Origin of the sequence: Mucilaginibacter sp. SG564, assembly GCF_013149275.1 — a bacterium.
Classification (GTDB): Bacteria; Bacteroidota; Bacteroidia; order Sphingobacteriales; family Sphingobacteriaceae; genus Mucilaginibacter.
In genome coordinates this window covers 35,238-58,382 of record NZ_JABGNA010000016.1, presented here as the reverse complement: position 1 = coordinate 58,382, position 23,145 = coordinate 35,238, and the positions used below count along the sequence as shown (strand labels likewise).

General features: G+C 41.5%; 24 protein-coding genes, 2 tRNA genes and 1 riboswitch. Of the genes, 10 read left to right on the top strand and 16 right to left on the bottom strand.

What is annotated here, in order from left to right:
• Nucleotides 1-40: 40 nt before the first annotated feature.
• Genes FHW89_RS26200 through FHW89_RS26190 form a run of 3 tightly spaced genes read right to left on the bottom strand, consistent with a single transcriptional unit; the run spans nucleotide 41 to nucleotide 1,225 of the window.
• A complete protein-coding gene (locus tag FHW89_RS26200; RefSeq protein ID WP_172338005.1) occupies nucleotides 41-421 on the bottom strand; it encodes a DoxX family protein in 381 nt (126 codons plus the stop codon).
• A 6-nt stretch (nucleotides 422-427) separates the two neighbouring features.
• Nucleotides 428-895: an SRPBCC domain-containing protein gene (locus tag FHW89_RS26195; RefSeq protein ID WP_172338004.1), complete on the bottom strand. Its 468-nt coding sequence runs from the start codon at nucleotides 893-895 to the stop codon at nucleotides 428-430.
• A 6-nt stretch (nucleotides 896-901) separates the two neighbouring features.
• On the bottom strand, nucleotides 902-1,225 hold the full coding sequence (locus tag FHW89_RS26190; protein ID WP_172338003.1) for a helix-turn-helix transcriptional regulator: 324 nt from the start codon (nucleotides 1,223-1,225) through the stop codon (nucleotides 902-904).
• Nucleotides 1,226-1,408: 183 nt separating this feature from the next.
• Here FHW89_RS26190 and FHW89_RS26185 point away from each other — a divergent pair, with 183 nt between their 5' ends.
• Nucleotides 1,409-2,266 (top strand): class I SAM-dependent methyltransferase, encoded by an 858-nt coding sequence (locus FHW89_RS26185; protein ID WP_172338002.1) that lies wholly within the window; start codon nucleotides 1,409-1,411, stop codon nucleotides 2,264-2,266.
• 90 nt (nucleotides 2,267-2,356) lie between these two features.
• Here FHW89_RS26185 and FHW89_RS26180 read toward each other — a convergent pair whose 3' ends face one another.
• Nucleotides 2,357-3,028, bottom strand: coding sequence for an NAD(P)H-dependent oxidoreductase (locus FHW89_RS26180; protein WP_172338001.1), 672 nt, complete (start codon nucleotides 3,026-3,028; stop codon nucleotides 2,357-2,359).
• A gap of 104 nt (nucleotides 3,029-3,132) precedes the next feature.
• On the opposite strand from FHW89_RS26180, the gene FHW89_RS26175 reads away from it, so the two are divergent.
• The 3 genes from FHW89_RS26175 to FHW89_RS26165 all read left to right on the top strand — a co-directional run bounded on the left by FHW89_RS26175 (nucleotide 3,133) and on the right by FHW89_RS26165 (nucleotide 4,624).
• A complete protein-coding gene (locus FHW89_RS26175) occupies nucleotides 3,133-3,498 on the top strand; it encodes a helix-turn-helix domain-containing protein (protein WP_172338000.1) in 366 nt (121 codons plus the stop codon).
• Between the two features lie 132 nt (nucleotides 3,499-3,630).
• A complete protein-coding gene (locus FHW89_RS26170; protein WP_172337999.1) occupies nucleotides 3,631-4,077 on the top strand; it encodes an SRPBCC domain-containing protein in 447 nt (148 codons plus the stop codon).
• A 118-nt stretch (nucleotides 4,078-4,195) separates the two neighbouring features.
• Nucleotides 4,196-4,624 carry an SRPBCC family protein gene (locus tag FHW89_RS26165; RefSeq protein WP_172337998.1) on the top strand — a complete coding sequence of 143 codons (429 nt, stop codon included), beginning with the start codon at nucleotides 4,196-4,198 and terminating at the stop codon, nucleotides 4,622-4,624.
• 49 nt (nucleotides 4,625-4,673) lie between these two features.
• Here the strand turns inward: FHW89_RS26165 and FHW89_RS26160 are convergent, their stop codons facing one another.
• Entirely contained in the window at nucleotides 4,674-5,657 is a 984-nt protein-coding gene (locus tag FHW89_RS26160) for an AraC family transcriptional regulator (RefSeq protein ID WP_172337997.1), read from the bottom strand.
• A gap of 164 nt (nucleotides 5,658-5,821) precedes the next feature.
• Between FHW89_RS26160 and FHW89_RS26155 the strand changes: the two genes are divergently transcribed.
• A complete protein-coding gene (locus tag FHW89_RS26155) occupies nucleotides 5,822-6,508 on the top strand; it encodes a GIN domain-containing protein (protein WP_172337996.1) in 687 nt (228 codons plus the stop codon).
• Nucleotide 6,509: 1 nt separating this feature from the next.
• Entirely contained in the window at nucleotides 6,510-7,721 is a 1,212-nt protein-coding gene (locus tag FHW89_RS26150; RefSeq protein WP_172337995.1) for an NAD(P)/FAD-dependent oxidoreductase, read from the top strand.
• 329 nt (nucleotides 7,722-8,050) lie between these two features.
• On the opposite strand, the gene tam is transcribed toward FHW89_RS26150, so the two are convergent.
• Nucleotides 8,051-8,818: a trans-aconitate 2-methyltransferase gene (gene tam, locus FHW89_RS26145; protein ID WP_172337994.1), complete on the bottom strand. Its 768-nt coding sequence runs from the start codon at nucleotides 8,816-8,818 to the stop codon at nucleotides 8,051-8,053.
• 131 nt (nucleotides 8,819-8,949) lie between these two features.
• Here tam and FHW89_RS26140 point away from each other — a divergent pair, with 131 nt between their 5' ends.
• The gene (locus FHW89_RS26140) at nucleotides 8,950-9,630 is read left to right on the top strand and encodes a GNAT family N-acetyltransferase (RefSeq protein WP_172337993.1); all 681 of its coding nucleotides are present in this window, start codon (nucleotides 8,950-8,952) and stop codon (nucleotides 9,628-9,630) included.
• A 62-nt stretch (nucleotides 9,631-9,692) separates the two neighbouring features.
• On the opposite strand, the gene FHW89_RS26135 is transcribed toward FHW89_RS26140, so the two are convergent.
• The gene (locus FHW89_RS26135; RefSeq protein WP_172337992.1) at nucleotides 9,693-9,938 is read right to left on the bottom strand and encodes a GlsB/YeaQ/YmgE family stress response membrane protein; all 246 of its coding nucleotides are present in this window, start codon (nucleotides 9,936-9,938) and stop codon (nucleotides 9,693-9,695) included.
• A 276-nt stretch (nucleotides 9,939-10,214) separates the two neighbouring features.
• Between FHW89_RS26135 and FHW89_RS26130 the strand changes: the two genes are divergently transcribed.
• The 3 genes from FHW89_RS26130 (at nucleotide 10,215) to pepE (ending at nucleotide 11,263) form a co-directional block, all read left to right on the top strand.
• Nucleotides 10,215-10,287 (top strand) — tRNA-Gly (locus FHW89_RS26130).
• Between the two features lie 51 nt (nucleotides 10,288-10,338).
• Nucleotides 10,339-10,423: transfer RNA gene (locus FHW89_RS26125), tRNA-Leu, on the top strand.
• A gap of 138 nt (nucleotides 10,424-10,561) precedes the next feature.
• A complete protein-coding gene (pepE, locus tag FHW89_RS26120) occupies nucleotides 10,562-11,263 on the top strand; it encodes a dipeptidase PepE (RefSeq protein WP_172337991.1) in 702 nt (233 codons plus the stop codon).
• Nucleotides 11,264-11,346: 83 nt separating this feature from the next.
• On the opposite strand, the gene FHW89_RS26115 is transcribed toward pepE, so the two are convergent.
• The 9 genes from FHW89_RS26115 to FHW89_RS26075 all read right to left on the bottom strand — a co-directional run bounded on the left by FHW89_RS26115 (nucleotide 11,347) and on the right by FHW89_RS26075 (nucleotide 23,042).
• The gene (locus FHW89_RS26115) at nucleotides 11,347-12,702 is read right to left on the bottom strand and encodes a hypothetical protein (RefSeq protein ID WP_172337990.1); all 1,356 of its coding nucleotides are present in this window, start codon (nucleotides 12,700-12,702) and stop codon (nucleotides 11,347-11,349) included.
• 3 nt (nucleotides 12,703-12,705) lie between these two features.
• Entirely contained in the window at nucleotides 12,706-13,446 is a 741-nt protein-coding gene (locus FHW89_RS26110; protein ID WP_172337989.1) for a superoxide dismutase, read from the bottom strand.
• A gap of 104 nt (nucleotides 13,447-13,550) precedes the next feature.
• A complete protein-coding gene (locus tag FHW89_RS26105; RefSeq protein ID WP_172337988.1) occupies nucleotides 13,551-14,390 on the bottom strand; it encodes a DUF4397 domain-containing protein in 840 nt (279 codons plus the stop codon).
• Between the two features lie 10 nt (nucleotides 14,391-14,400).
• Nucleotides 14,401-17,169, bottom strand: a complete 2,769-nt coding sequence (locus FHW89_RS26100) for a TonB-dependent receptor (protein ID WP_172337987.1) — start codon at nucleotides 17,167-17,169, stop codon at nucleotides 14,401-14,403.
• A gap of 104 nt (nucleotides 17,170-17,273) precedes the next feature.
• Nucleotides 17,274-18,233 carry a cytochrome-c peroxidase gene (locus FHW89_RS26095; protein ID WP_172337986.1) on the bottom strand — a complete coding sequence of 320 codons (960 nt, stop codon included), beginning with the start codon at nucleotides 18,231-18,233 and terminating at the stop codon, nucleotides 17,274-17,276.
• 169 nt (nucleotides 18,234-18,402) lie between these two features.
• Complete coding sequence (locus FHW89_RS26090) at nucleotides 18,403-19,086, bottom strand: YceI family protein (RefSeq protein ID WP_216650695.1); 684 nt, start codon at nucleotides 19,084-19,086, stop codon at nucleotides 18,403-18,405.
• Nucleotides 19,087-19,142: 56 nt separating this feature from the next.
• Entirely contained in the window at nucleotides 19,143-20,468 is a 1,326-nt protein-coding gene (locus FHW89_RS26085) for a peroxiredoxin (protein WP_172337985.1), read from the bottom strand.
• 32 nt (nucleotides 20,469-20,500) lie between these two features.
• Entirely contained in the window at nucleotides 20,501-21,820 is a 1,320-nt protein-coding gene (locus FHW89_RS26080; RefSeq protein ID WP_172337984.1) for a peroxiredoxin, read from the bottom strand.
• Nucleotides 21,821-22,044: 224 nt separating this feature from the next.
• A riboswitch (SAM riboswitch) is annotated at nucleotides 22,045-22,156 on the bottom strand.
• Between the two features lie 439 nt (nucleotides 22,157-22,595).
• Nucleotides 22,596-23,042, bottom strand: coding sequence for a protein-disulfide reductase DsbD domain-containing protein (locus FHW89_RS26075; RefSeq protein WP_172337983.1), 447 nt, complete (start codon nucleotides 23,040-23,042; stop codon nucleotides 22,596-22,598).
• Between the last annotated feature and the right edge of the window lie 103 nt (nucleotides 23,043-23,145).

Genomic DNA, 23,145 nt, shown 5'->3' with positions numbered 1-23,145 from the left:
TGTTGGGGCAGGTATGTTAATTTAAATATAAGGTCAATTGCTAATTAACCGAAATGATCTTTCTGTCAGCCGGCCTCAAGTACCATGATAAAACCGCAAAAATGGCAAGCACAAACGGCGCAATGATTTGCGCTGAGATATCGTTGCTGGCAATATGTGAAATTACAGCACCGCTCATTACAAAAAAGATGCCTGCATACGCCCATTCCTTTAGCAACTTAAATTTGGGAACTAATATGGCAATTACGCCCAGCATTTTCCAAATACCTATTAGCGCAATAAAATAAGTAGGATATCCCAAAGGTTTAAAACCTTGTACCACCCCCTCTACCCGCAAGGCCTGTGCTAATCCTCCAGAAAAAATAAAGAAGGATAATACTACCGTAACTATCCAATACCAAAGCGTTTTTTTCTTTTCCATTTTAAATTATTTTAATTGGTTTACGACGTTTTGCAAGCGGTTATGCGCCATATTGATACCCTGGGCAAAAGGCATCTGTAATATTTGATCCCGAAGCGCTATTGATCTGTATACGATATGCATGGTGAGTTTGCTGGTATCATTAGTGAGTGATTCAAATTCCAGAAACTCCATTTGAACATCAAATGGAGTATTCTCCATTTCAAATGTCCGGGTGATCTTCTGGTTAGGAACAAACTCATGAATGGTACCATTTGCCCTAAAAACTACGTTTCCTTTAGCATCTGATGTTTCAAACTGGTAACCGCCATGTTTTTGATTGTCCAGTTTAAGCACTTTTGTCCCCATCCATTGCTCCACAATCTCTGGTTCTTCGTAAGCTTTAAAAAGCAATTCCAATGGCAAATCAAATTCCCTGGTAATCACTAATTCCTGTTTGCCATTTTCGGCATGGATCTTTGTTTTTTGTTCCATATCAGTTTATTTTTTGGATTGATAGTTTTTCATAATGGCTTCCAGTTTGTTAAATCTGTCATCCCACATTTGGCGGAATGGTTCAATAAAGTCGGCTACATCTTTCATTTTTTGCGCGTTTATGTGATAGTAAATTTCCCTTCCATTTTGTTTCTGTTCCAATAATTCGCATTCGGTGAGTATTTGTAAGTGCTTGGAAACTGTTGGTCTGGCGGTGTCAAAATTGGCGGCAATTGCGCCCGCAGTTAAAGCTTGTGAAGCAACTAAAAGCAATATGGCTCTTCTTGTTGGGTCGGCTATGGCCTGGAATACGTCTCGTCTTAAATTCATTGCGTAGTCATTTGACTACAAATATAAATGTAGCCATTTAACTACGCAAATTTTTTTATTATTTTTTTCTCTGAAACTTTTACCTGTGTTAGACCTTTGTATTTAATTAGCCTGCATTCATTAAAATAAATCTTAAATTTAATAAAAGTGACGCTAATAAAGGTTGACGGCATTTTCATCTATATGGAACACAACAAAAAAATAATAGAACCCGACAATACAGCCGTGCGAACAGCTTTATGGCGAGCCATGCATGTTGAAATTGATGCCCTTCCACACATTATTGATGATGAAGTAGGGTTAAAACTAGTAGCTCCAAATAACGACTGGCAACAGCGACCCGATATGCATCCGGAGTTCACCAAACGGTTGCGGGCATCCATTGTAGCCCGGGCCCGTTTTATTGAGGATCTGATTATTAAAGAAAGCGCACAAGGGATCAATCAGTATGTTATCCTTGGTGCCGGGCTTGACACATTTGCCCAACGACAGCCAGACATTGCATCCAAACTACAGGTATATGAAATTGATCAACCCGATACACAAACCTGGAAACGGCAGCGGTTGACTGAACTGGGCTTTGGTGCTCCCAATTGGCTACATTTTGTTTCTGTTAATTTTGAGATCTCTTCCTGGTGGGATGAATTGTTAAAAGCGGGATTTGACCTTAATAAACCAGCAGTTGTGGCTTGCACCGGCGTTAGCTTGTATCTTAGCAAAGAGGCTATCATTACTACCTTAAGGCAGCTGGCAACACTTGCAGCAGGTTCCACATTGGCTGTGGCTTTTTACCTGCCAATGGATCTGCTGGATGAAGAAGATAAATTTTTACAACAAATAGCAGAGAAAGGCGCCCGCGAAGCGGGTACGCCATTTGTAAGCTTTTTTACGCCTGATGAAATATTAGCCTTGGCCAAGGAAGCGAGATTTAAGCAAGCAAAAACAACATCGGCAAAGGATATGGAGCAGCTTTATTTTGCAAACCGGACTGATAGCCTTTTACCAGCGAGCGGAGAAATTTTCCTGTTAGCAACAACATAATAATTGCGATGTGTTATTCTTGGGTGTCTGGCTGTCCTGGTTAATATCAATGCAAATGAATTGACTCTGATAACGTGACCATAACACCACTTAACCTTGATAGTTTCCAACAGCAATGGGATCTTCTTCAAAAACATTTAGCAGCCTGTTTTTCCATTCTTCTATCCTAAGAGTAAGCTCTGCTGCTGATTGTTTTTCCGTTCCATAGATCACGTGGGGCCGTAATACCGAAAATCCGGTAAACTCTAAAATACCCCTTTGCAATGAATGCAGTATTACATCAAGATCTCCATATCTCTCACTGATATAGTTAGCTTCTGGCCCGCCAGTAGTCAAGGAGAGCAGCGCTTTTTTACCCTGGAAAATGCCATTTTCATAAATGTGGCCATTTTTGTAGAAACGCCCCATGGCAAACACACGGTCTACCCAACCCTTCAAAATAGCAGGCACGCTGAACCACCACAACGGAAACTGCCAGATCATGAGGTCGCACCACTCTACCTTTTGCTGCTCTTGCTCAATAAAGTTTGCAAAACCCTCTGTTTGACTTGCATATGCCTCTTCCTGTTGTTGTTTAAAAAAGAGAGGATCGTTTACCGTTGTAAAGTTAGATCGATCTGAAACCGGGTTAAACTGCATGGCATACAAGTCAGATATCTTTACCTCATGGCCTACAGCGGTAAGTGTTTCCATAGCGATGCTCAGTAGAGCGCCGTTCATACTTTGAGGTTCGGGATGGGCATATATAATAAGAATTTTCATAGTGCTGATATCGGTTTTTTAATAAACCGCAGGCAAAACTATCCCTTAATCAGTAAGTTTGTGCATGTACGGCCAATTGTATGAGGCACACAAAAATGTAAGTTATGAGCACAAGAAAAATCACATCCACTAATAATATCAATCGGGAAAAACTAATTGACTTCTGTGGGATGATGTATGCCGTTGATCTACTGGGCGGGCGGTGGAAATTGATAATTCTTTACAAATTAGGCAAAGGCTCCCTGCGTTTTAGCGAACTAAAAAAAATCATCCCGGGGATTACAGACCGTATGCTGACATTGCATTTAAAAGAATTGGAACAAAGCGGTTTAGTAATCAGAACTATTTATGCCGAAGTACCACCTCGGGTTGAATACAGGCTTACCAGCAGCGCCGAACAACTGATACCCGTATGGCAGCAATTGGAGCATTGGGGCCTTACTCATAAAGAAAGCCAAGGTGTAAAATAAACGCGTAATTTGTAATCCACTCCCCCCTGCAACCCCTGATTTATAAATCAGCTATCATGAAAGCAATTCTTACAAAAACCTTATAATCAAACTCTAACGCTCTTTTTCCCAATTACTGAATCAGCTATAATAATGACTGACTACCCGGCCAATAAATCAATAATTAAGACAGCTGTAATCCATGCTCCTGTTACAAAAGTATGGACAGCCTTGACAGATCAGGAATTGATAAAACAATGGATGATTGATACGGAACTACAGGTGGTCACAGATTGGCAAACGGGAAATCCCATCATTTTTAAAGGGAGTTTACATTGGATAAATTTTGAAAACAAAGGCACTATCCTACAGTTTGAAACTGCTAAAGCATTTCAATATAATTATTGGAGCACACTTTCTGGCTTGCCAGACGTGCCTGAGAATTACACCATAGTTGGTTTTGTACTAAACCCAGCAGAAGGGGGAACAACGTTAACACTAACCCTAAGTAACTTTCCAAACAAAGTGATCTATAAACATCTTGATTTTTACTGGACGGTTACGCTGGATATTTTGAAAAAGCTTTGTGAGCAGCCATAGCCCATTGCTATCTACTTTTGTACATGTAAATCCACACCCTATAATTGTCGTAATTGCACCCGCCGTTATTGAGCATCTTGCCCTACCTTTATTTTATTAAAACAAAACAGCAATTAAAATGGAAACAGCAAATAACACCGCAATTACAGTTGAGACTATTGTAAACGCTCCTGTTGCAAAAGTTTGGAAATCATGGAGCGAACCTGAACATATAACCCAATGGTGCCAGGCATCTGACGACTGGCACGCGCCTTATGCAGATAACGACCTGCGCGTCGACGGAACTTTTAAAACTACCATGGCCGCTAAAGACGGTAGTTTTAGCTTTGATTTTGGTGGTGTTTATACCACGGTAGAAGAAAATCAGCTTATTGAATATACCATGGGTGATGGCCGAAAAGTATCTATTGTTTTTGAAGATTTTGATAATAGTACTAAAGTAATTGAAACTTTCGATCCGGAAAGTACCAACCCCATCGAAATGCAACGTGGAGGCTGGCAGGCTATTCTGGATAATTTCAAGAAGTATACAGAAACCGCTATTTAGTAATAGCATACCACTATAAAAGCCTGGTAAGGATATGTACCAGGCTTTATTAATATTTTAACTGAGTAGGCGATACACCGAATTTCTTTTTAAAAGCGGCACTAAAATGCTGAACGGATGAATAACCCAGTTCAAATGCTATCTCTGTAACCGATTTCTTCGCCTCAAGCAAATCAATTTTAGCCAACTCAAGACGGCTTTCGGCCAGATACCCAAATACGGTAATACCGAACATCTCTTTAAATCCCCGCTTTAATTTATACTCATTGATACCTGCTGCACGGGCCAGCTGCGATAAACTTGGAGGCACCTCTATATGTTGCATCAGATAGTCCCGGGCATATACCAGTCGCTCCCTATCATAGTCGGTTTTAGCGTAAATTTTTATTGGAGTGAGTAGCTGATCATAGGATTCGGCCTGTAAAACCAGTACCTCGATGGCTTTGGAAAGCAGGAACATTTTTTTCAGTACCCCTACAAATTTGCAATTAACAACTGCATTGATGCAGCTTTGAATAGCCAGGTTGATATTTAAGTTATCGGCAGATAGGGCAGCCGACTCCCCTTTTAATATTTTATCGGCGAATCTCTTCAGTGTATCATTACCATCACGGGTAATGTTCAGAAAGGCCTCTTCGGTAAACTGGATCATGAATGATCGCATTTTTAGCTCTTCCACCTTCATTTTACCTTCTGCCTCACTTCCATAAAAAAGATTGTGCTGATTGGAGTTCAACTCAAACTGTTTGTTCAAATGCTTGTCGACCATAAGCAATTTACCTTGCAAACTAAAGTACATCGTTACCATCTTCATATCGCCACGCCAATCAAGCACGCCCTGCTCTCTGAATACAGATTCTGAATAACTCATCCGGATACCATTAAATATCCAAATACGCGTTTGCATATCGCCAAAAGGCAGGCTCAAATTAACCAGCTCCGTTTTTAGCTCATCCGTATTAAACCCGGCCTCATTAAGCGGATGGCTATACAGGATATTGTTACTGGCCGCATCTTTTAATTCAAATGGCATTACTCCGTATTATATAAATCATACTCCTTTTAGTGTAACAAACGACTACCAGATCAAGGGCATCTTTGTAATACAAAAACTGATCAAACCCTGGTAATCAATAGTAAGATACTAAAAAGCTCTTCTTGTTACTGATTACCAGATGATAGTAGTGATCTAAAAAAATGAATTTTAAAAAATTAAGACAAATGATCGAAATAAAAGGAAATGGGAACATAGTTTCCAAAGAGATACCGGTAAGCTCATTTATCAGGCTGCATCTGGCAGCAAAAGGGCTGATAGAGTTAGTGCCATCCGATGAAGAAAAAATAGTAATAGAAACCGACGAAAACCTGCTGGATTATTTCGAAGCCGTTAATTCGGGGCGCACTCTCTATATATCATCCGAAGCAAAATTCAGAAAGCCATCTTTTACCAGGTGCAACATCAAGGTTTATTTACGCCAGATAGACACACTTTATATACGTTGCGATGGTGGCGATGTAAATTGTAATAAAGCGATCACCCTGGATAACCCACTGGAAATAAAAATACAGAGTGTTGGCAATACTGTACTTAACATTTTTGCTCCCGCGATAAAAGTATTGAGCCAATGCTCAGGCAATGTTACCCTTAAAGGTAAATGTGATACGCTTACTATCAAAAACCAGAGCGAAGGGAATTTATTTGCCCTGGAGATGCTTGCAGATGATTTAAGTATTAAAAACATGGCGGAGGGTAATGTAGAACTATATGCCAACAGATCCATCAGTATTGCGCACTGGGGCCAGGGCGATGTACACTACGCGGGGAACGCAGTACTAACCGATGTAAAGCAGTACGGCGACGGCATCATTAAACACGTTAAATAATATGGACACTATCAATAAACCAATAATCATTATAGGAGCTGGTTATGCTGGCTTATCCCTGGCTTTGTTTTTGAAAAAAGCAGGCATATCATCTACTGTTTTTGAGGCTTATCCCGATGCAAAGAGCATTGGTGCAGGCATTGGCCTGGCTCCAAATGGCGTAAGCATACTACAGGAGTTGGGTTTAAGTGAAAAAGTGATCAATGCCGGAAAAACCATCGATTATAATAACTTCAGGAATTACAAAGGCAAATTCCTGGCCCGGATAAAAACCAATGCCATCAAAAAATTTGGACAACCATTTGTGACCATCTCCAGGGCCACATTGCACCAGATACTTTACCAGGAGGCAATTGAACAGGGTATTGGAATAAACTTTCAAAAGCGATTAAAGGATATCAATGAACACACTGAAGGGATAATCGCCATTTTTGATGACGAAAGTCGGGTTGAAGGTTCCCTGATCATTGGCGCCGATGGCATTCATTCGGCAACCCGGAAAATCATTTTCAACAATGCCTTTCCCGAAGAATATACTGGCTTTTATGGCTCCGGAGGATTTACGCAGAGATCGGCCGTTTGGCAACATCTTGGTCAATATGATCATGATGCACTTAACCTATCATTTGGGTTGAGCGGATTTTTTGGTTTTAGCTTCCAATCAAAAGATGAGCTGATGTGGTGGTGCAGCTTGGAACTACCTGAACAGGATGCCAAACAAACTTTAATGAATCTTCCTGCCGAAGCATTAAAGAACAAATTAGCTACTGATTATAAAGATTTTTATCAGCCTGTCCCACAATTAATAGCCAACTCAGATCATGTCATCAAAACTATCATGTATGATATGCCCAGCCTGCCCGAATGGCACAAAGGCAAAACTATTTTAATAGGCGACGCTGCCCATGCAGTTAGCCCCACAAGCGGACTGGGAGCTTCCTTAGCCCTGGAAGATGCCATGATATTAGCTAAGCTACTCAGGAAATACACTACAGCTGATTACCCTAAAGCTTTTTCCGATTTTCAATCTATCAGAAAGCCACGAGTGGAGAAGGTACGCGCCGATGCCCAAAAGCATAACAACGATAAAAAAGTGCACTCGCCAATCTCGGCCTGGTTTAGAGATGCGATGATGTCGATTTTTCTCAGACTACTCGGATTGGGGGCAACCGACTGGAAGTACGATTATAAAATTAAATGGGATGATCAATAGTAGAGAGGCTGTATCATCAATCATGATACTGCATCTTTGTTCTTTGAACTATCCGGATACCCAATTACGGATTGAGCTATACCCTTGGATTAAATTGGCTCAATTAACAAAAAAGTGGGTTTACATGGTTTACACTTTTTTGGGTTTATATTTAATTATTTAGCTGACAATCAAATAATTAAATAAATTTCATCATCAAAAAGTGGGTTTACATGTAAACCCACTTTTTGATGATGCGCTTAATTTTTAATTCATAGGCGCCACAATACCAAAAGCGGTCAATTTGATTTATGATACAGCCTCTTTGTTATTTGATAATTTCAGAAAACTCAAACAGTTGCAACAATAAACAATCTTGGGAATGGTAACAGCACAGAGCCATCTGCGTATTGTGGGTATGCTTTCGCTATTCCCTCTTCATATTGCGCCAGAAAAGCATTTCGTTCGGTATCATCAAGCGGCTCAATAAAAGGGCGAAGACCGGTTCCTTTAAACCACTCTACGATTGCCGCGGGGCCACCTTGCAACGGATGATGATAAACCGTACGCCAGATATCCAGCGTAGCAACCTTATCGCGTAGGTTACGATAATACCATTCAGCTCCCTCTCTGGTCATTCGTTTTGATGCATCGTTTAGCTTGGCAGCCCAAGGCCCATTTGCGGCAGTTTCACGCATGAGACGGTGCGCAGGCTCGTTAAAATTATCGGGCATTTGTACGGCCAGGCAGCCTCCTTTAGCCAATTTACCGATCAGCGCGGGGAACAGCGTCTGATGATCAGGAACCCATTGCAGGGCCGCATTCGCCAGGATAACATCATAGGGCCCGGTGTCGCGCCATGTTGAAATATCGTCGACCTCAAAATGAACATCCGGCAGGCGTTTACGTGCCGCTTCGATCATATTTTCAGAACTATCCATACCCGTAATTTTAGCATCTGGAAATTGAGCGCTCAACAACTCCGTTGAATTACCTGGGCCGCATCCAATATCAGCTGCTGTATTTACTTGATTTATAGGAACATTAAAAAGAAGATCCCGGATGGGGCGATTACGTTCATTTTCGAACTTTGAATATTGTGCGGAGGACCAACTCATATATTTTCATGTTTAATATTTAACAAAATACAGATAAAAAAATTGTACACGCAGAGTTGTTCGTTATTACCTTAAGATAACTCCAGGCACTGCTATTTCTATTAATTTTGCAGGCTCACACCACCAATACTATGCAACATTTGCTTGATAATCCTATCTGGAATGCTTTGATATCCGGAAATAATAACCTGGCTCAGGGTAATAGCCAGGTTAAATATTACGCCGAAAACGTAGCCCCTTTTGTTGGCTTTGAAGATTATTCAACGGCTAACTTTAATATCCTGCACGATCTTGTACCTGATCAGCGGGTTTTGGCCGTTGTTTCGGCAGAAGAAATTACCATTCCTGATAACTGGAAGGTGCTGAATAATATGAAAATATTACAACTGGTGTTTGATGGCCCATTACCACAGGTGTCGCTAAATCAAGAATTGGTTAGTTTAACAGATCAACACATACCAGCCATGCTTGCATTAACCCAAATGACCAATCCCGGGCCATTCTCCGAGCGCACCATCGATTTTGGTAATTACAAAGGCATTGTCATTAATAATGAGTTAGCTACTATGGCCGGATATCGTACCCAACCATCACCATATATTGAAATTAGCGCCGTATGCACCCATCCAAATCATCTGGGCAAGGGTTATGCAGGCACCTTAATTAATTATCATATACGCCAAATCATAGCAGCATCAGGGGTTCCCTATCTTCATTCACGTATCGATAATGCAAACGCCATAAGACTTTATCAAAAGTTGGGCTTTTCCATCAGGAAGGAAATGACTTTCAATATCATCCAAAAAAATTAACAAACAGGCCCGGCATTTTATGCCGGGCCTGTTTGTTTTATAATACTATTGATATATCAAAATTATGAATTACCCTTGATAAGTCTTGATATCCATACCAATAGCACAGCGCCAAAAAAGGCGGTAATCAGATAACCAATGCTCCCACCCCAATGGATGCCCAGCCATCCTAAAACAGCGCCACCGACCCATCCGCCGACTAAACCCAACAGAATATCAATAATAATTCCATAACCATCACCCTTCATCACTTTCCCTGCGAGCCAACCGGCAATACCGCCTAATAAAATTTGAAATAATACGCTCATAATTATAGGAGTTTAAGTTAAAAAATCAATTGATAACATCACCACAGCAGATTTGAAGCCACTAGTTACGCTTTTGTATTCAGAGAATTGTTTTATACTACTTCACAGGTCTTTAAGTACCCGTTAACTACATTTAGGTTTACATAAAGGTATTCATTATCTGTTACATTTGCAGAATACATTTATTTCATTTTCAAATAGCACTTATACCTAAAACACCAAATTTACTTTTGTACTTGCAGAATATGGTTTTCTGTCTATATTTGCACTCCCAACGCGAAAGTAGCTCAGTTGGTAGAGCACGACCTTGCCAAGGTCGGGGTCGCGAGTTCGAATCTCGTCTTTCGCTCAAAGCCCTTCCTTCAAAAAGATGGGCTTTATTTTTAAAAGGTTAACACCTGCTCAGATGGTGGAACTGGTAGACACGCAGGACTTAAAATCCTGTTCCCGTAAACGGAGTGCGGGTTCGATTCCCGCTCTGAGTACAAAACCCTGATACATGCCCGTATCAGGGCTTTTGTTTTTTGTGGTATGATGATAATAACAACCATAGGAAGAAGAATAAAGTAGATGCCCCGATTTTATTCAACTTATTATAAAAGCAAAAAGATTATTTTTACGCTATGAAAAATGTGCTATTGGCAAGTACTTCTGCTTTGTTTGGAGAAGAGTACCTCGCCTACCTGAAACCATTTATTGCAGACCTGTTTACCGGGGTAAAAGAAATCATATTTATTCCTTACGCCCAACCCGGCGGTATCTCACATGATGATTATACCCGGCAAGTTGCAGAAACATTTGCAAATCTGGGCATTACCGTAAAAGGGCTGCATAGTTTCAGCAATCCCAAAGCCGCAATTAAGGATGCCTGTGGATTTTTCACAGGGGGTGGCAATACTTTCCTGCTCGTGAAACAATTACATGAACAGGATCTGATGAACCCACTGAAGGAAGCGGTAGAAAAAGGCACCCCGTACCTGGGCACAAGTGCGGGTAGTAATATAGGCGGTGTCAATATGCAAACAACTAACGATATGCCTATTGTATATCCGCCTGATTTCGGCACCATGGGGCTGGTACCTTTCAATCTTAATCCCCACTACCTCGACCCCAATCCACAACTAAAACACAATGGCGAAACCCGCGAAACGAGGATTAAGGAATTCCACACCCAAAATACTATTCCGGTGGTGGGACTGCGTGAAGGTAGTTGGATCAGGGTAAAAAATGATGTTATAACCACTGAGGGTATGCTTGATTCACGGGTATTTAAACCGGGCAAACCTCCCTATGAGATAAGCCCGGGTACAATCCTCAGGTTTTAAGATTACAATAATAATTTAAGCGGACTTTATCCGCTTAAATTATTTCATTTTCGATACAAAAAGCACCTCAATCAATTTGTTCCTCAATCGCTTAACACATTGGCGTTTCTTTTTACAGCAAGCGGATACTGTTTTTCTATCCTGTTTAATACAACAACAATAGAATCACCTTGATGTATTAATCCCTTAAGAATAAGCTTGCCGGGTGATGACTCGGTATAATAAAGCACAGTTTTTTTGGTAGTATCGGCACGATTGCGTAAAGTGAATAAGTGTTTAACCGTATCCGCCTGATACCCATAAAATAATCTACCTATATTACCATAATATTCTGTAGTCCGGATCTTATTTTGAGTATTTAACTTAAAAGGCTTGGCCACCCGGATACTGATGGTATTGAATTTTTCAAACACAACGTTTTGCCAACGCAAAGTATCGTCTGGAGCATATGGCAAAAGTTTATTATTGATTCTGAACTCGCTCACATCATAAAAACCGGTAAAGTGTTGCAAGCCACTATCAAGCGGTAATTTAAAGGTTTTACCCGATGCGTAAAGATTGCCATATTGATACCCCCGGTAAATCAGGAACACAAAAATAAACGCCGATTTAAGCGCGATACGTGTAGTCCGTTTCCATTGCCTTGAAAAAGCAGGTGGTTGAATATACTCGACCGCTGCCTGCTGATGCCTGATCAGGATGGTATAAAATTTATCCGCGTCCTTTGCTAAAAGTAATAATGAAAGCAATAGCAGATGCAGGCTGGCCAGCTCTACCCCGGCGTCGTAACCAATATTTACAAACCATATAGGCAACAGTATCGCTATCATCATCAACGCGCCTAAGGTAGCAGTACGCCTAAAAAGGATCAGAACTGTTGCCGTGAGCTCAAATATTCCGGCAAAGACCTCAAAAAAAGGCGAGACACCGGTAGTGAGCCAATAAAGCTTCCCGGGAGTAAAATCGCCCAGATTGGTATTTAACTGGCTCAATGTTGGGAAAGGCATTTGCACCGGGAATACCTTGGCAATAGCAAACCACGACATCCGCAAAGCTATCTGATAACGAACCAGTATAAAGAACCAGTTGTAAAGGCCATTGTCGTTGTCCTTTACTTCCAGTACATTTTGCTCTTTGCGCTTATATCGTTCTGTCAGCGCCCAAACGGCGCCAAGTGCAAAACAAACCAACAAAGTAATGAGCCAGCCTCCATAATTTTTACCACCATGACTGCTAAAAAACCATGGATTATTCTGACTGATCACATCGAGCCAGCGCCATGGATAACCTTTAACCGAAAAGCCAGCGTCAAAATCCTGTTGATAAAAAGCGGGTAAAAGGGGTATTATCGTTATAACGGCATATATGGTAAACGTTCTTAGAAGAATCTTCTTCAGCACACCCCAGTTAAGCGTTGTATTACCTGTTATCCGGGTCATAGCTTAGGATAATCTTTTGTTTACGATATCCCAGTTCACCACGTTCCACCAGCCAGCCACATATTCATTCCGCCTGTTTTGATATTTGAGATAGTAAGCATGTTCCCACACATCCAATGCCAGCAAGGGCGTACCTTTTACTACTGCATTATCAAAAAGCGGATTATCCTGGTTGGCTGTGGAGGCAATAGTCAACTTTCCATTCGCATTCAGTAACCATACCCAACCCGATCCAAAACGACCAAGCGCCGCTTGTGTAAACTGCTCTTTAAATTGCTCAAATGAACCAAAGGCCGTAACAATAGCATCTTTGATCTTGCCATCGGGCCCGGTAGAATTGGGCGTTAAACTTTGCCAAAAGAAGTTATGATTCCATACCCCACCTCCATTGTTTCGTGCTTTTGGCGAAAGTTGTGAAGCATGATCAAAGAATTCCTGCTCGGTACTAAATGTTAACTTTTCGGCTACGATAGCTTCGTTCACATTTTTAATGTAGGCGGCGTGATGTTTGGTGTAATGAATTTCGTTGGTTAGCCCATCTATGTGTGGCTCCAATGCTTTATAATCAAAACCAAGCGGTACCTGGCTAAACTTTAAAATATCGCCGGTGTTTACCAAAGCTTCGTCCTTGCTATATGCCGCAAACGCCTTATCGGTGTTTAAAATCAGCGGACCTGTTAAAGCCACCGCGGCTGTTACTTTAAGCGTATTTTCAATAAATTGTCTTCTGCTGTTTGTTTTCATAAAATGTATTATTGATGATTTACTTAAATAAGGTTGCCCGGCCCATCAGCCGGGACAACCTCTTTTACACAGTTTATTCCACCATCCTGTGTTTTATTTTTGATTTAGTTATGTGTAAGTATGGTTGCCCCTACGGTTGAAGCTCCTGGCGTTCCGTTGATATAAATGGTATAAATCTTCCCTGCGTTAAGCGTTACATTATTTAGCTTATCGTTCAGAATGTTTACGGAGGAACGGTCTGTGGTATTTGTTACCGAGAAATTAACCGTCCCCGCATCAACGGCAACAAAAGGCCCTAATGACCATGTGTTTAAACCAGCTCCCGATAATACAGAACCACCAGCCCGGCCGTAAACCGTATTGGTAAAAAGAGCAGTTTGGCCGGCTATGCCAAAATCGACAGCAGGGCTTCCGGGCGCAAGGTTTACAAACCGCACCTTAGCCTTTCCCGTTGCCGGAGCACTGAGATCATCATAAAAAAGGATCAGCGAATCAGCAGTGGACTTAACATTTTTCACGGCGAACACGGTATGGTAATAATTGGCAATGGGGCCGTTAGGGCCTCCTGCCGATGTAAAAGTGGCGCTGTTACCAAATTGCCGTGAAGCTTTATATGAAGTGTTGGTTCCTTCGGTAAAATTGATCTGCACATCACCAAACTGGGTGTCTAAATAAGGGCTTTTACTATTTATAGGTAAAGCGGTTTGGGTTACCTGGGTAGTGTATACCCAAAATTGGATGCTGGCATTTACGGGCCGTGCATTCACAAAACTGATATGTGCTGCAAGCGCAGGTCTGTCGGCGGCATTAATGTCTAAATAATCAGTTTTCTTGCAGGATGATAGAAGAGCTACTATCAAACCAAATAGTAGCCCTATTTTATTAAAGTTTAATATTGATGCTCTTTTCAGGAATTGTTGGTGTGATTTAAATATACTTTTCATGCTTAAGCTATTATAAATGAGCTGATAGTTTAATAAAAGGCTGGATACCGGCACTACCGTTCTGGATACCAACAACAGTGGGATTGCGCAAACCGGATATGGATGGGTCAGAATAATCACCCAAAACATTGAATACATTGTTAACACCTGCTGTCGCCTGTATCTTGTCGGTAAACTTGTACCCTACAGAAAGGTCGGTAACCCAAATAGGCTTAAGGTTTTGATAAAAGTAAACCGGGTTTAGCGGATCACTGGCGCTTAACAATGTGGCTGTGGTTACTTTACCAAAGTAGACCGTACGTGCCAGGAAAGTGAATTTATCTATACTGTAGATACCCTGTAGGTTAACCTTCTGCGCCGGAATATTGGTAGTTACTCTTGCCCTTTCGCCCGGACTAAGGATAACATTCTTGTATTTGTCGAGCCCTTTTGGGGTATTTACCTGGGTTACTTCGTTCTTTTCAAAGTTACCACCAAGCAGGAAGTTTATATTTCCCTTATCAAGCAACAACTTATAGCTTCCTGTAAACTCGATGCCTTTGGTGCGTGTACTAAATTCATTGTAGAAAAAGTTGGCCTGCGCGGCACCTGTTTGCTGAAACAGATTTTTCACATCCTGCGGCAGGTTAGCATCTGTTGAAGTAAAGTTGCCGGTATTACCTACCCGGTTATCAATATCGATCAGGTAAGAATCAACCGTTAATTCCACATTACTGCCCGGTGCTGAAGTTAGGCCCAGTGCATAACCCTTTGATTTTTCTGGCGATAATTTAGGAATACCCAGTGCTCGCGCGGCTGCACTTTGATTTGATGCCGTAAGAATGTCAACTCCCCTGCCCTGTTGAAAAGTAGTTGATATTGATGTATAATAAGATTGTGCCAGATCAGGCGCTCTGAAACCTGTATTGGCCGATCCGCGAATACTGAGCCATCTTGCAAAACTATATCGGGTAGCAGCTTTCCAGGTAAACACATTGCCAAAGTCAGAAAAGTACTCAGCACGGCCCGCTGCCGAAACAAGCCAGGCTTTAGTTACATTGAGTTCCAAGTCCGCATAGCCTGCGGTAACCGAACGGTTCACGTTAACCGCATTCTCAGGCCTGAAACCCAAATGGATCTGTGAACCGGCAGCTAAACCATTTAACGAAGTAACACCCGCGTTGGAGAGATAAGGAATACCCCCGGTTGTAGTATCTACATTAACAATAGTACGTTGGTCGGCTTTTGAATAGGAAGCTTCTTCACCGGCAATAATCTGGAAACCTTCAACACGGTGCTGAACACCAAAGGCAACATTCAAGCCTTTTAATATTTTACCAAAATACTGGGTAAAATCAAGTCCTGTGGTGTTTTGACTTGCATTATAACTGCCTGCATCAAAACTGGTCGGGCTTTTTAAACCGAGACTGGCGTTCAGGGAGTTATCAACCCGGTTGCCGAATATATTTTTACCGTATACATTGGAGAAATCCACATTCCATTCTCCCACCTTACCTCTTATACCGATGGCAATAGACTCATCTACAATATTATTTTCCATGGCTGGTAAAAAACCATCGGGATAAATGAAGTTGTTGTTACGCGATGTCCAGCCAGGTAAACGGTAAGTGGCAGTAAATTGTGAGTTTCGGCTGCTGATACCACCAAAGGCATACAGTTCTGCCGAGTTCTTCAGGGGCAAGCCTGCATTAAAAAACAACAAAGCGTCCTGACCGGCATTTGAGCCACTTGCCCGTTGATCAAAAAAATGACGGTCGATACCACGGCTTTTTAAAATGGCATCATCAATTTCTTTGGTATAAATAGCATCGTATCCACGTGTATTGGCACCTCCGCCATAAATCGGCCCATTATATAAACCAGCATCTCCCTTCCCCGATGGCAGGGAGATTGCCTGGGTAGCATATTCTGTGGTAATATTAACATATCCTCCATTGTTGCCTAAACCTACCCCATAATTGGCACTGGTACGGGTAACAGCTCCATCTCCACGCCTGCGTACACTTCCGGATGTATTGACCACAAAATCATCTGTTTTTTTCTTAAGCACGATGTTGATAACCCCGGCAATAGCATCTGATCCGTATTGGGCTGCAGCTCCATCCCTCAGAATCTCGATCCGGTCGATTGCACCTGTCGGGATAGCATTGAGATCATAGCCAGTTGAACCATTACCCAAACCACCATAGTTCACGTTAGCGCTTTTATGCCGGCGTTTACCATTCACTAACACCAATACCTGATCGGGGCCCAGGCCACGGAGCTGGGCGAGGCTAAGCGCAGAGCCGGCATCACCGGCATTACTTCCATTAACCGAATGAAATGATGGCGAAATATATTGCAATATCTGCGTTACACTTACCTGCGGTGCCGATTCAAGCAGGGGTTTTATATCGATAACATCCACCGCCACGGGTGAGTTTAGTTTGGTACGGTTGGCATTACGTGAGCCGACTATCTGCACCTCATTAAGTGCATTACTTTTAGCTGGCTTTAAACTGATGCTGAATTGTTTGGTGCCATCAATTTCAACTTCCTGGCTTTCAAAACCTATAAATGAAAAGACCAGGTATTTACCGTTGCGGATAATAATACTAAAGCTGCCATCGGCTTTGGTAACAGCACCTTCATTTAATCCTTTAACAGTAACAGACACCCCTGGCAGCGGAGCTTTATCATCGGCGGAGGTTACAACCCCGGTTACCGTTCGTTTTTGTGCCAATACCTTTTGCCCAAAAATCAGGGCGAGGAACATAAGCAAGAGTACAATTTTCTTCATTTTACAATAGTTCAAGGGCAAAGCAGTGGCTTCGGCAGAACAAAAAATATCCTGCCGGCAAATACCTGCCGACTGTGATCAATTAATTATTTATGGGGAGTATTTTAATTTGAAGCCGTTTGCTTAAAACGGTCATCGGTGAGCGCTTTTAAAAATTCAACTATGTCATCAATTTCGCCCGCAGTCAGGTTAAGTGGTTTTTCAAGTGCGAGGTCGCGGTTAATACCGTCTTTAACTACCAGCGAGGGGTTATTGTAATACTCAACTACACTTCGCAAAGTTTTGAATTTACCGTTATGCATATATGGAGCGGTAACTGCCACATTGCGCAAACTGGGTATCTTAAATTCACCCTCTTCGGTTTTGTTTTTTGTGATGGCTGACCGGCCCGGGTCGTTCAAATCTTTACCATTATATAAACCGATGCTTTTAAACCTATCGGCTGTAAAATCCTCGCCCGAATGACAGTTGTTACAGTTGGCTTTACCTATGAATAATAACCGACCGCGTGCGGCAGCAGCAGATATAGCATGGTCATCGCCGTTAATATACCGGTCATAAGGACTGTTGGAGGTTTCAAGCGTACGCTCAAATGAGGCTATGGCTTTCAACAAATTATCTTTAGTGGGTGCTGATTTAAATATTTTTTGAAATGCATCTGCATAGTATTTATTGTTATTTAGTTTTTTTACGGCATCTTCAATCGGAAGTCCCATTTCTGTAGCCGATGTTATGGGCCCTAAGGCCTGCTCTTCGAGCGAAGCGGCGCGGCCATCCCAAAAAAGATGAGGTCTGCCAGAAAGATTGGTTAATCCCGGCGAATTCCTGGCGGTTAGATTACCTTTTATGCCAATACTCAGGGCGCTGGTATCGGCAAATGCGAATTCTGGTTTGTGGCAAGAGGAGCAACTAATGGTATTGTCGCCCGATAGTATGGGGTCAAAAAATAGTTTTTCGCCCAGTTGCTCTTTGGTTTGCACATCATCTTTGGTGCCAACAAAACTCATAAATCCTATCCATGTTATGATAGCCGTTAAAACCAGAAGTATTTTTCCTTTTTTCATATCAGTATGCATTTAAGCCGCAGGTTAAATTTTCAGTCCTCGGCCGGGGTATTCAATGCACCCCGGCTTCAGACTTACTCCACTTTACATGAGTTTTTAAATGCTTTTATTAGTCAAAACAATGGCCCTCCACCTCTATTTTGGTGGCTTACGTATTAAATATTGCTGGTTACTGCGCGTTTGCGGTAAGGTTTACATTCAGATCGAAATCATCATAGATCACCTTATCGCCTAAGTTTTCAAAAAAGTTTTTTGAACGGAATTTGATGTCATATTTAGTACGGTCGACGGTTATTTTGGCGTTGGCGGTTAACTTTTTACCATTAACAGCAATCGTAGCCGGAAAACTGACGTCATTCGTGATGCCTTTTATAGTTAGCTTACCTTTAACATCGTATTGATTGCCGCTGGTTTTAGTAACAGAACTTATTACAAAGCTTGCTTTAGGGAACTTACCGGTGTTAAAAAATGTCTCGCTTTTTAATGTGGATACCAACTTATCGTTCGATGCCTGGTCGGTCAGATCCGCATCGGTAATGGTATTCAGATCGATATCAAAGCTTCCGCCTTTAAGGTTATTGTTTTCAACCGCGAAATTACCATTACTGATCTTTACTTCGCCGTTATGGTCGCCTGTAGCTTTTTTGGCGGCCCAGGTAAGCTTGCTGTTTTCGTTATCGACTTTAAAAGAGGCGGTTTTAAAGTTCTTTTTATGATCAATCGTTTTAACTGCACCAGGCTTGCCTTTTGTAAGCTTAACGGTTTTTATAGTTGATGGGGTGAACGATGTTAACGCTACGGATGCTGTAAATAGAACAGCGCCTAAAAATTTTGTCATAGTGGTTGTGGTCATTGGGGTTAAATTAAATTAAACCCGGCCAGGTTGTTACCCTGCCGGTCAGGTGTTTTTTATTTTCCTTTTAAAGTTTCGTTATTGCTTTCAACTGCATTAGTTTCATTAGTAGGTGCAGGTTCAGCAATCAGTTCGTCCAGCAGTTTGTTAAACTTCTTTTCGTAATCCTGGTAATATTTACCGGTAACCGTTCCTGTATATCCCGTGTAGATTTCCCTGACATCACCCTTCCTGTCAATAATAATGGTTGTTGGGAAAGCCACGAATTTGTTTAGCGCGGGCAATTTTTGCGATACCAGTTTTTTATCGGCCAATCCGCCAAACAGAATATCATATTTGATATTATATTTTTCCTTAAGCTTGCCTAAGGTGTACTGGGCATATTTAAGACTGTCTTTTTGTTCAAAGCCTATAGCTATCGCTTCCACACCGCGGTTATGGTTTTTATTGAACCAGGGCGAAAGGAATACGGTTTGATCGGTACAATTAGGGCACCAGGTACCAACTATCTCAATAATGGTAACCTTACCTTTGTATTTGGCATCGCTTAATGAAACCGGTTTTCCGGTAAGATCAGGAAATGTAAAATCAAGCTTTTTATAGCCTTCTTTTAAATAGGTTAATTTGTATGGGTCTGGTAACTCAGCCCGATCATCCTTTATGGCATCAAACTTGGTATTATCATAAATACCCTGTCCTATTTCGCCACTCAGGGTACCATCAGCATTGATCTTACCTTTATAAATTTTAGGGCTGGGGCCGGTAAAGCCGCTCAGCTCAAATTCATCTCCCTGTACGGTACCTTCCAGTTCGCGGCTATCGCCGGTTACCTGCATAATAACGCCCGTAAGCTTATTACCTGTTTGCTTCAATATAGCTACTTTATTAGGTACCTGGTCTTTTGAATAAACCTTCAACTCCCATTTACCGGTTAAATTAGCTGCCGGTGCAATGTCCTTTCCCGGCTCAACAAAACGATAGCTTTTACCATATTCGGCTGTAAACGGCAATGAATTCCCTCTGAAACCGGGTACCAGGCTACGGTATTCACCATTTAAGGTTCCGTCGTCTTCTACCTTGGCAACCAGGGCGGCATCATAGGTATTCATTTTGATAAATACCGAATCTTTACCAATCTGTTTAACATGGAAGTCATCACGACGCGTACCATTGAGTAGTGTAAATACAGCATGCTCCGCATCCTTGCCTTTCAATTCAAAATTGAAAGGAACTTTACTTTCGGCTACGGTAAATACACCACGCCATACGCCTTCCTTAATAAATTTCACCGGCGGGTTTTTATCTGCCGCGAATGCGGCACCACTAAACAACAAGCCTATAGTCAGGCATTTGAATGAGGTGATTAAATTGAGTGTTTTCATTTGATAAATAGTTAGTTATAGATCAATTAAGTTTATTTTCCTTGTTTTTCGGATGAATCAGCGATAGCCGCTGTTTCAGGTGCCGGTTCGGCTATCAGTTCATCTAGCAGCTTGTTGAATTTTTTCTCATAATCCTGGTGATATTTGCCGGTGATAGTTCCGGTATAGCCAGTATATATTTCCCTTACATCACCTTTTCTGTCGATAATTATTGTTGTTGGGAAGGCAATGAATTTGTTAAGAGCCGGGAGTTTTTGTGATACCAGTTTTTTATCGGCTAAACCTCCAAAGGCGATATCATAGTTAATGGCATACTTGTCCCGAAGCTTACCTAAAGTGTATTTGGCATAATCAAGGCTATCTTTCTGCTCAAATCCAATGGCTATAGCTTCTACACCGCGATTATGATTTTTGTTGAACCAGGGCGACAGGAAAACAGTCTGATCGGTACAGTTAGGGCACCATGTACCGATAATCTCTACAATCACCACCTTACCTTTGTATTTATTATCGCTCAGTGACACTTCTTTACCATCAATACCAGGGAAAGAAAAATCCAGCTTTTTATAACCTTCTTTTAAAAAAGTAAGCTTATATGGGTCAGGTAGCTCCACATCAGTTTTTTTAGCGGCATCAAACTTGAGGTTTTTATAGATGCCGAAACCTTCTTCGCCGCTGATAGAGCCATCCGCATTGATCTTACCTTTAATAATAAAGGGGCTCGGACCGGTAAAACCGCTTAGGGCAAACTCATCACCCTGTACGGTTCCTTCCAATTCGCGCGTGTCACCAACTACAGTCATCACCACGCCGGTGAGTTTGTTACCTTTTTGTTTTAATAGGGCGATAGATGCAGGGACGGCCTCTTTACTATAGGTTTTGATTTCCCATTTACCGGTCAGATCGGCCGTAGGTGCCACGTCTTTTCCTGGCTCAACAAATCGGTATGTTTTGCCGTACTCGGCTGTGAATGGCAAAGAGTTACCTCTGAAACCTGGTACCAGGCTGCGGTATTCACCACTTAAAGAGCCGTCGTCTTCAATTTTGGCAACCAGCGCGGCATCGTAGGTATTCATTTTGATATAAACCGAATCGACCCCAATAGACTTCACATGGAAATTATCTCTGCGAGAACCATTGATTAATGTAAAAACAGCATGCTCGGCATCTTTGCCTTTCAGCTCGAAATTAAAAGGCACCTTGGATTCGCTTACGGTGAATACACCGCGCCATTTTCCTTCTTTTATAAATTTCGGTTTAGGGTTTTCATGAGCTGACAACACGGTAACACCGCTAAGCAGCAAGCCGGCAGAAAGCAGCCTGGCTTTGGTCAGGTAGTTTGTGATTTTCATTTTTATAAGTTTTAGTTGTTAGTAATTGATAAATAGCGTGTTAAAAATTTGGCGCAAGGAATTCTCTCCCGCCCGGATGGGACGAGTTAAAAAACCGCAGCAAAATTTCAGGGAACTGCTCCTTTAAAACCAGAAGGCATACTGAACCAAACAACAACATCGCTTGATGTTTGCCGGTTGCGTGCGGAAATGCAGGTACTTAAATGTGTTCATGATTTTTAGTTAATTTATATTTCCAGAGCCTTATTGCTTCGGAAAAAAGTTTAGCACTTATTTCAATAATGAAAAGTTGCTATAAGATCATAGAGACTTCCTCTCCCTTATTCTTTATAAATCAACTAATTAATGGTGGGGTTAATTAGAATGCTGTAAAGGTAACAATAAATATTATAAATACAATTAAATCTATGGATTTAGTAGAATATTTTTATAAACAGTAGTTTCCATTAATTTCATACCTTGTAAGCAATCAACATCCTGGTCTGTACAGCACACGCCTGTTTTACCACCATAGCAAAGCAACGCACTTAGTACAGCCAGGATGTCGATCTTACATCAGATCAATTTCCGGGATAAACCACATGAGTTAACAATACGGGTGACAACAGAAAAGGGCGCCACCATTCTGTATGTGGATTTTAGTGATAAATTTCGATTTCATGGTATTTGCTTGTATAAGCCGAGGTAAAAGCAAGCGCTTATCTACCCGGCATCTTTATTAGTTTAACAGGTCAATTGGTGGCTAATGAGCTATTAAACTATATTATTAAATCTTTTACTTTACCGGAATACTGAATTCAACATCTTCGGGGGGTAAACACTGCTTATTGCTGCATACCATATAATTCAATGTACCATTAACCAATGCTTGCCCGTTTTTAAGTTTTACTTTTTGCTGAAATACAACCGACTGCTCAAAATATTGTACGTTCATACTAAACGACTTCTCATACTTGCTAACCGACTTAGGTTCTGAGGTATTACCGACAAGCGTGTAGTCACCGCTTTTGTCAAACCTGAACGAGGTTTTTATCGGCCCGCCATCAGCAACGTTTTGTGAATATATATGCCAGCCCTTATCAATAGTTGCTTTTATCAGCACAATGGCCTGTTCGTTGTCAATTTTCTTTGCCCCGTATGACCATTTTACAGGTGTCAGGATCTGGGTATAAGATGCTGTGCTAATGATGGAGATTAAAGCCGTAAGTATTAATTTTTTCATTCGGAGTTATATACTGATAATGTATTTTATTTGATCGCGTAACAGGTAAATAATCAGCGACAACAATACATATCTGCAAAGTGCGTAGTAGCCAAGGTTTTGT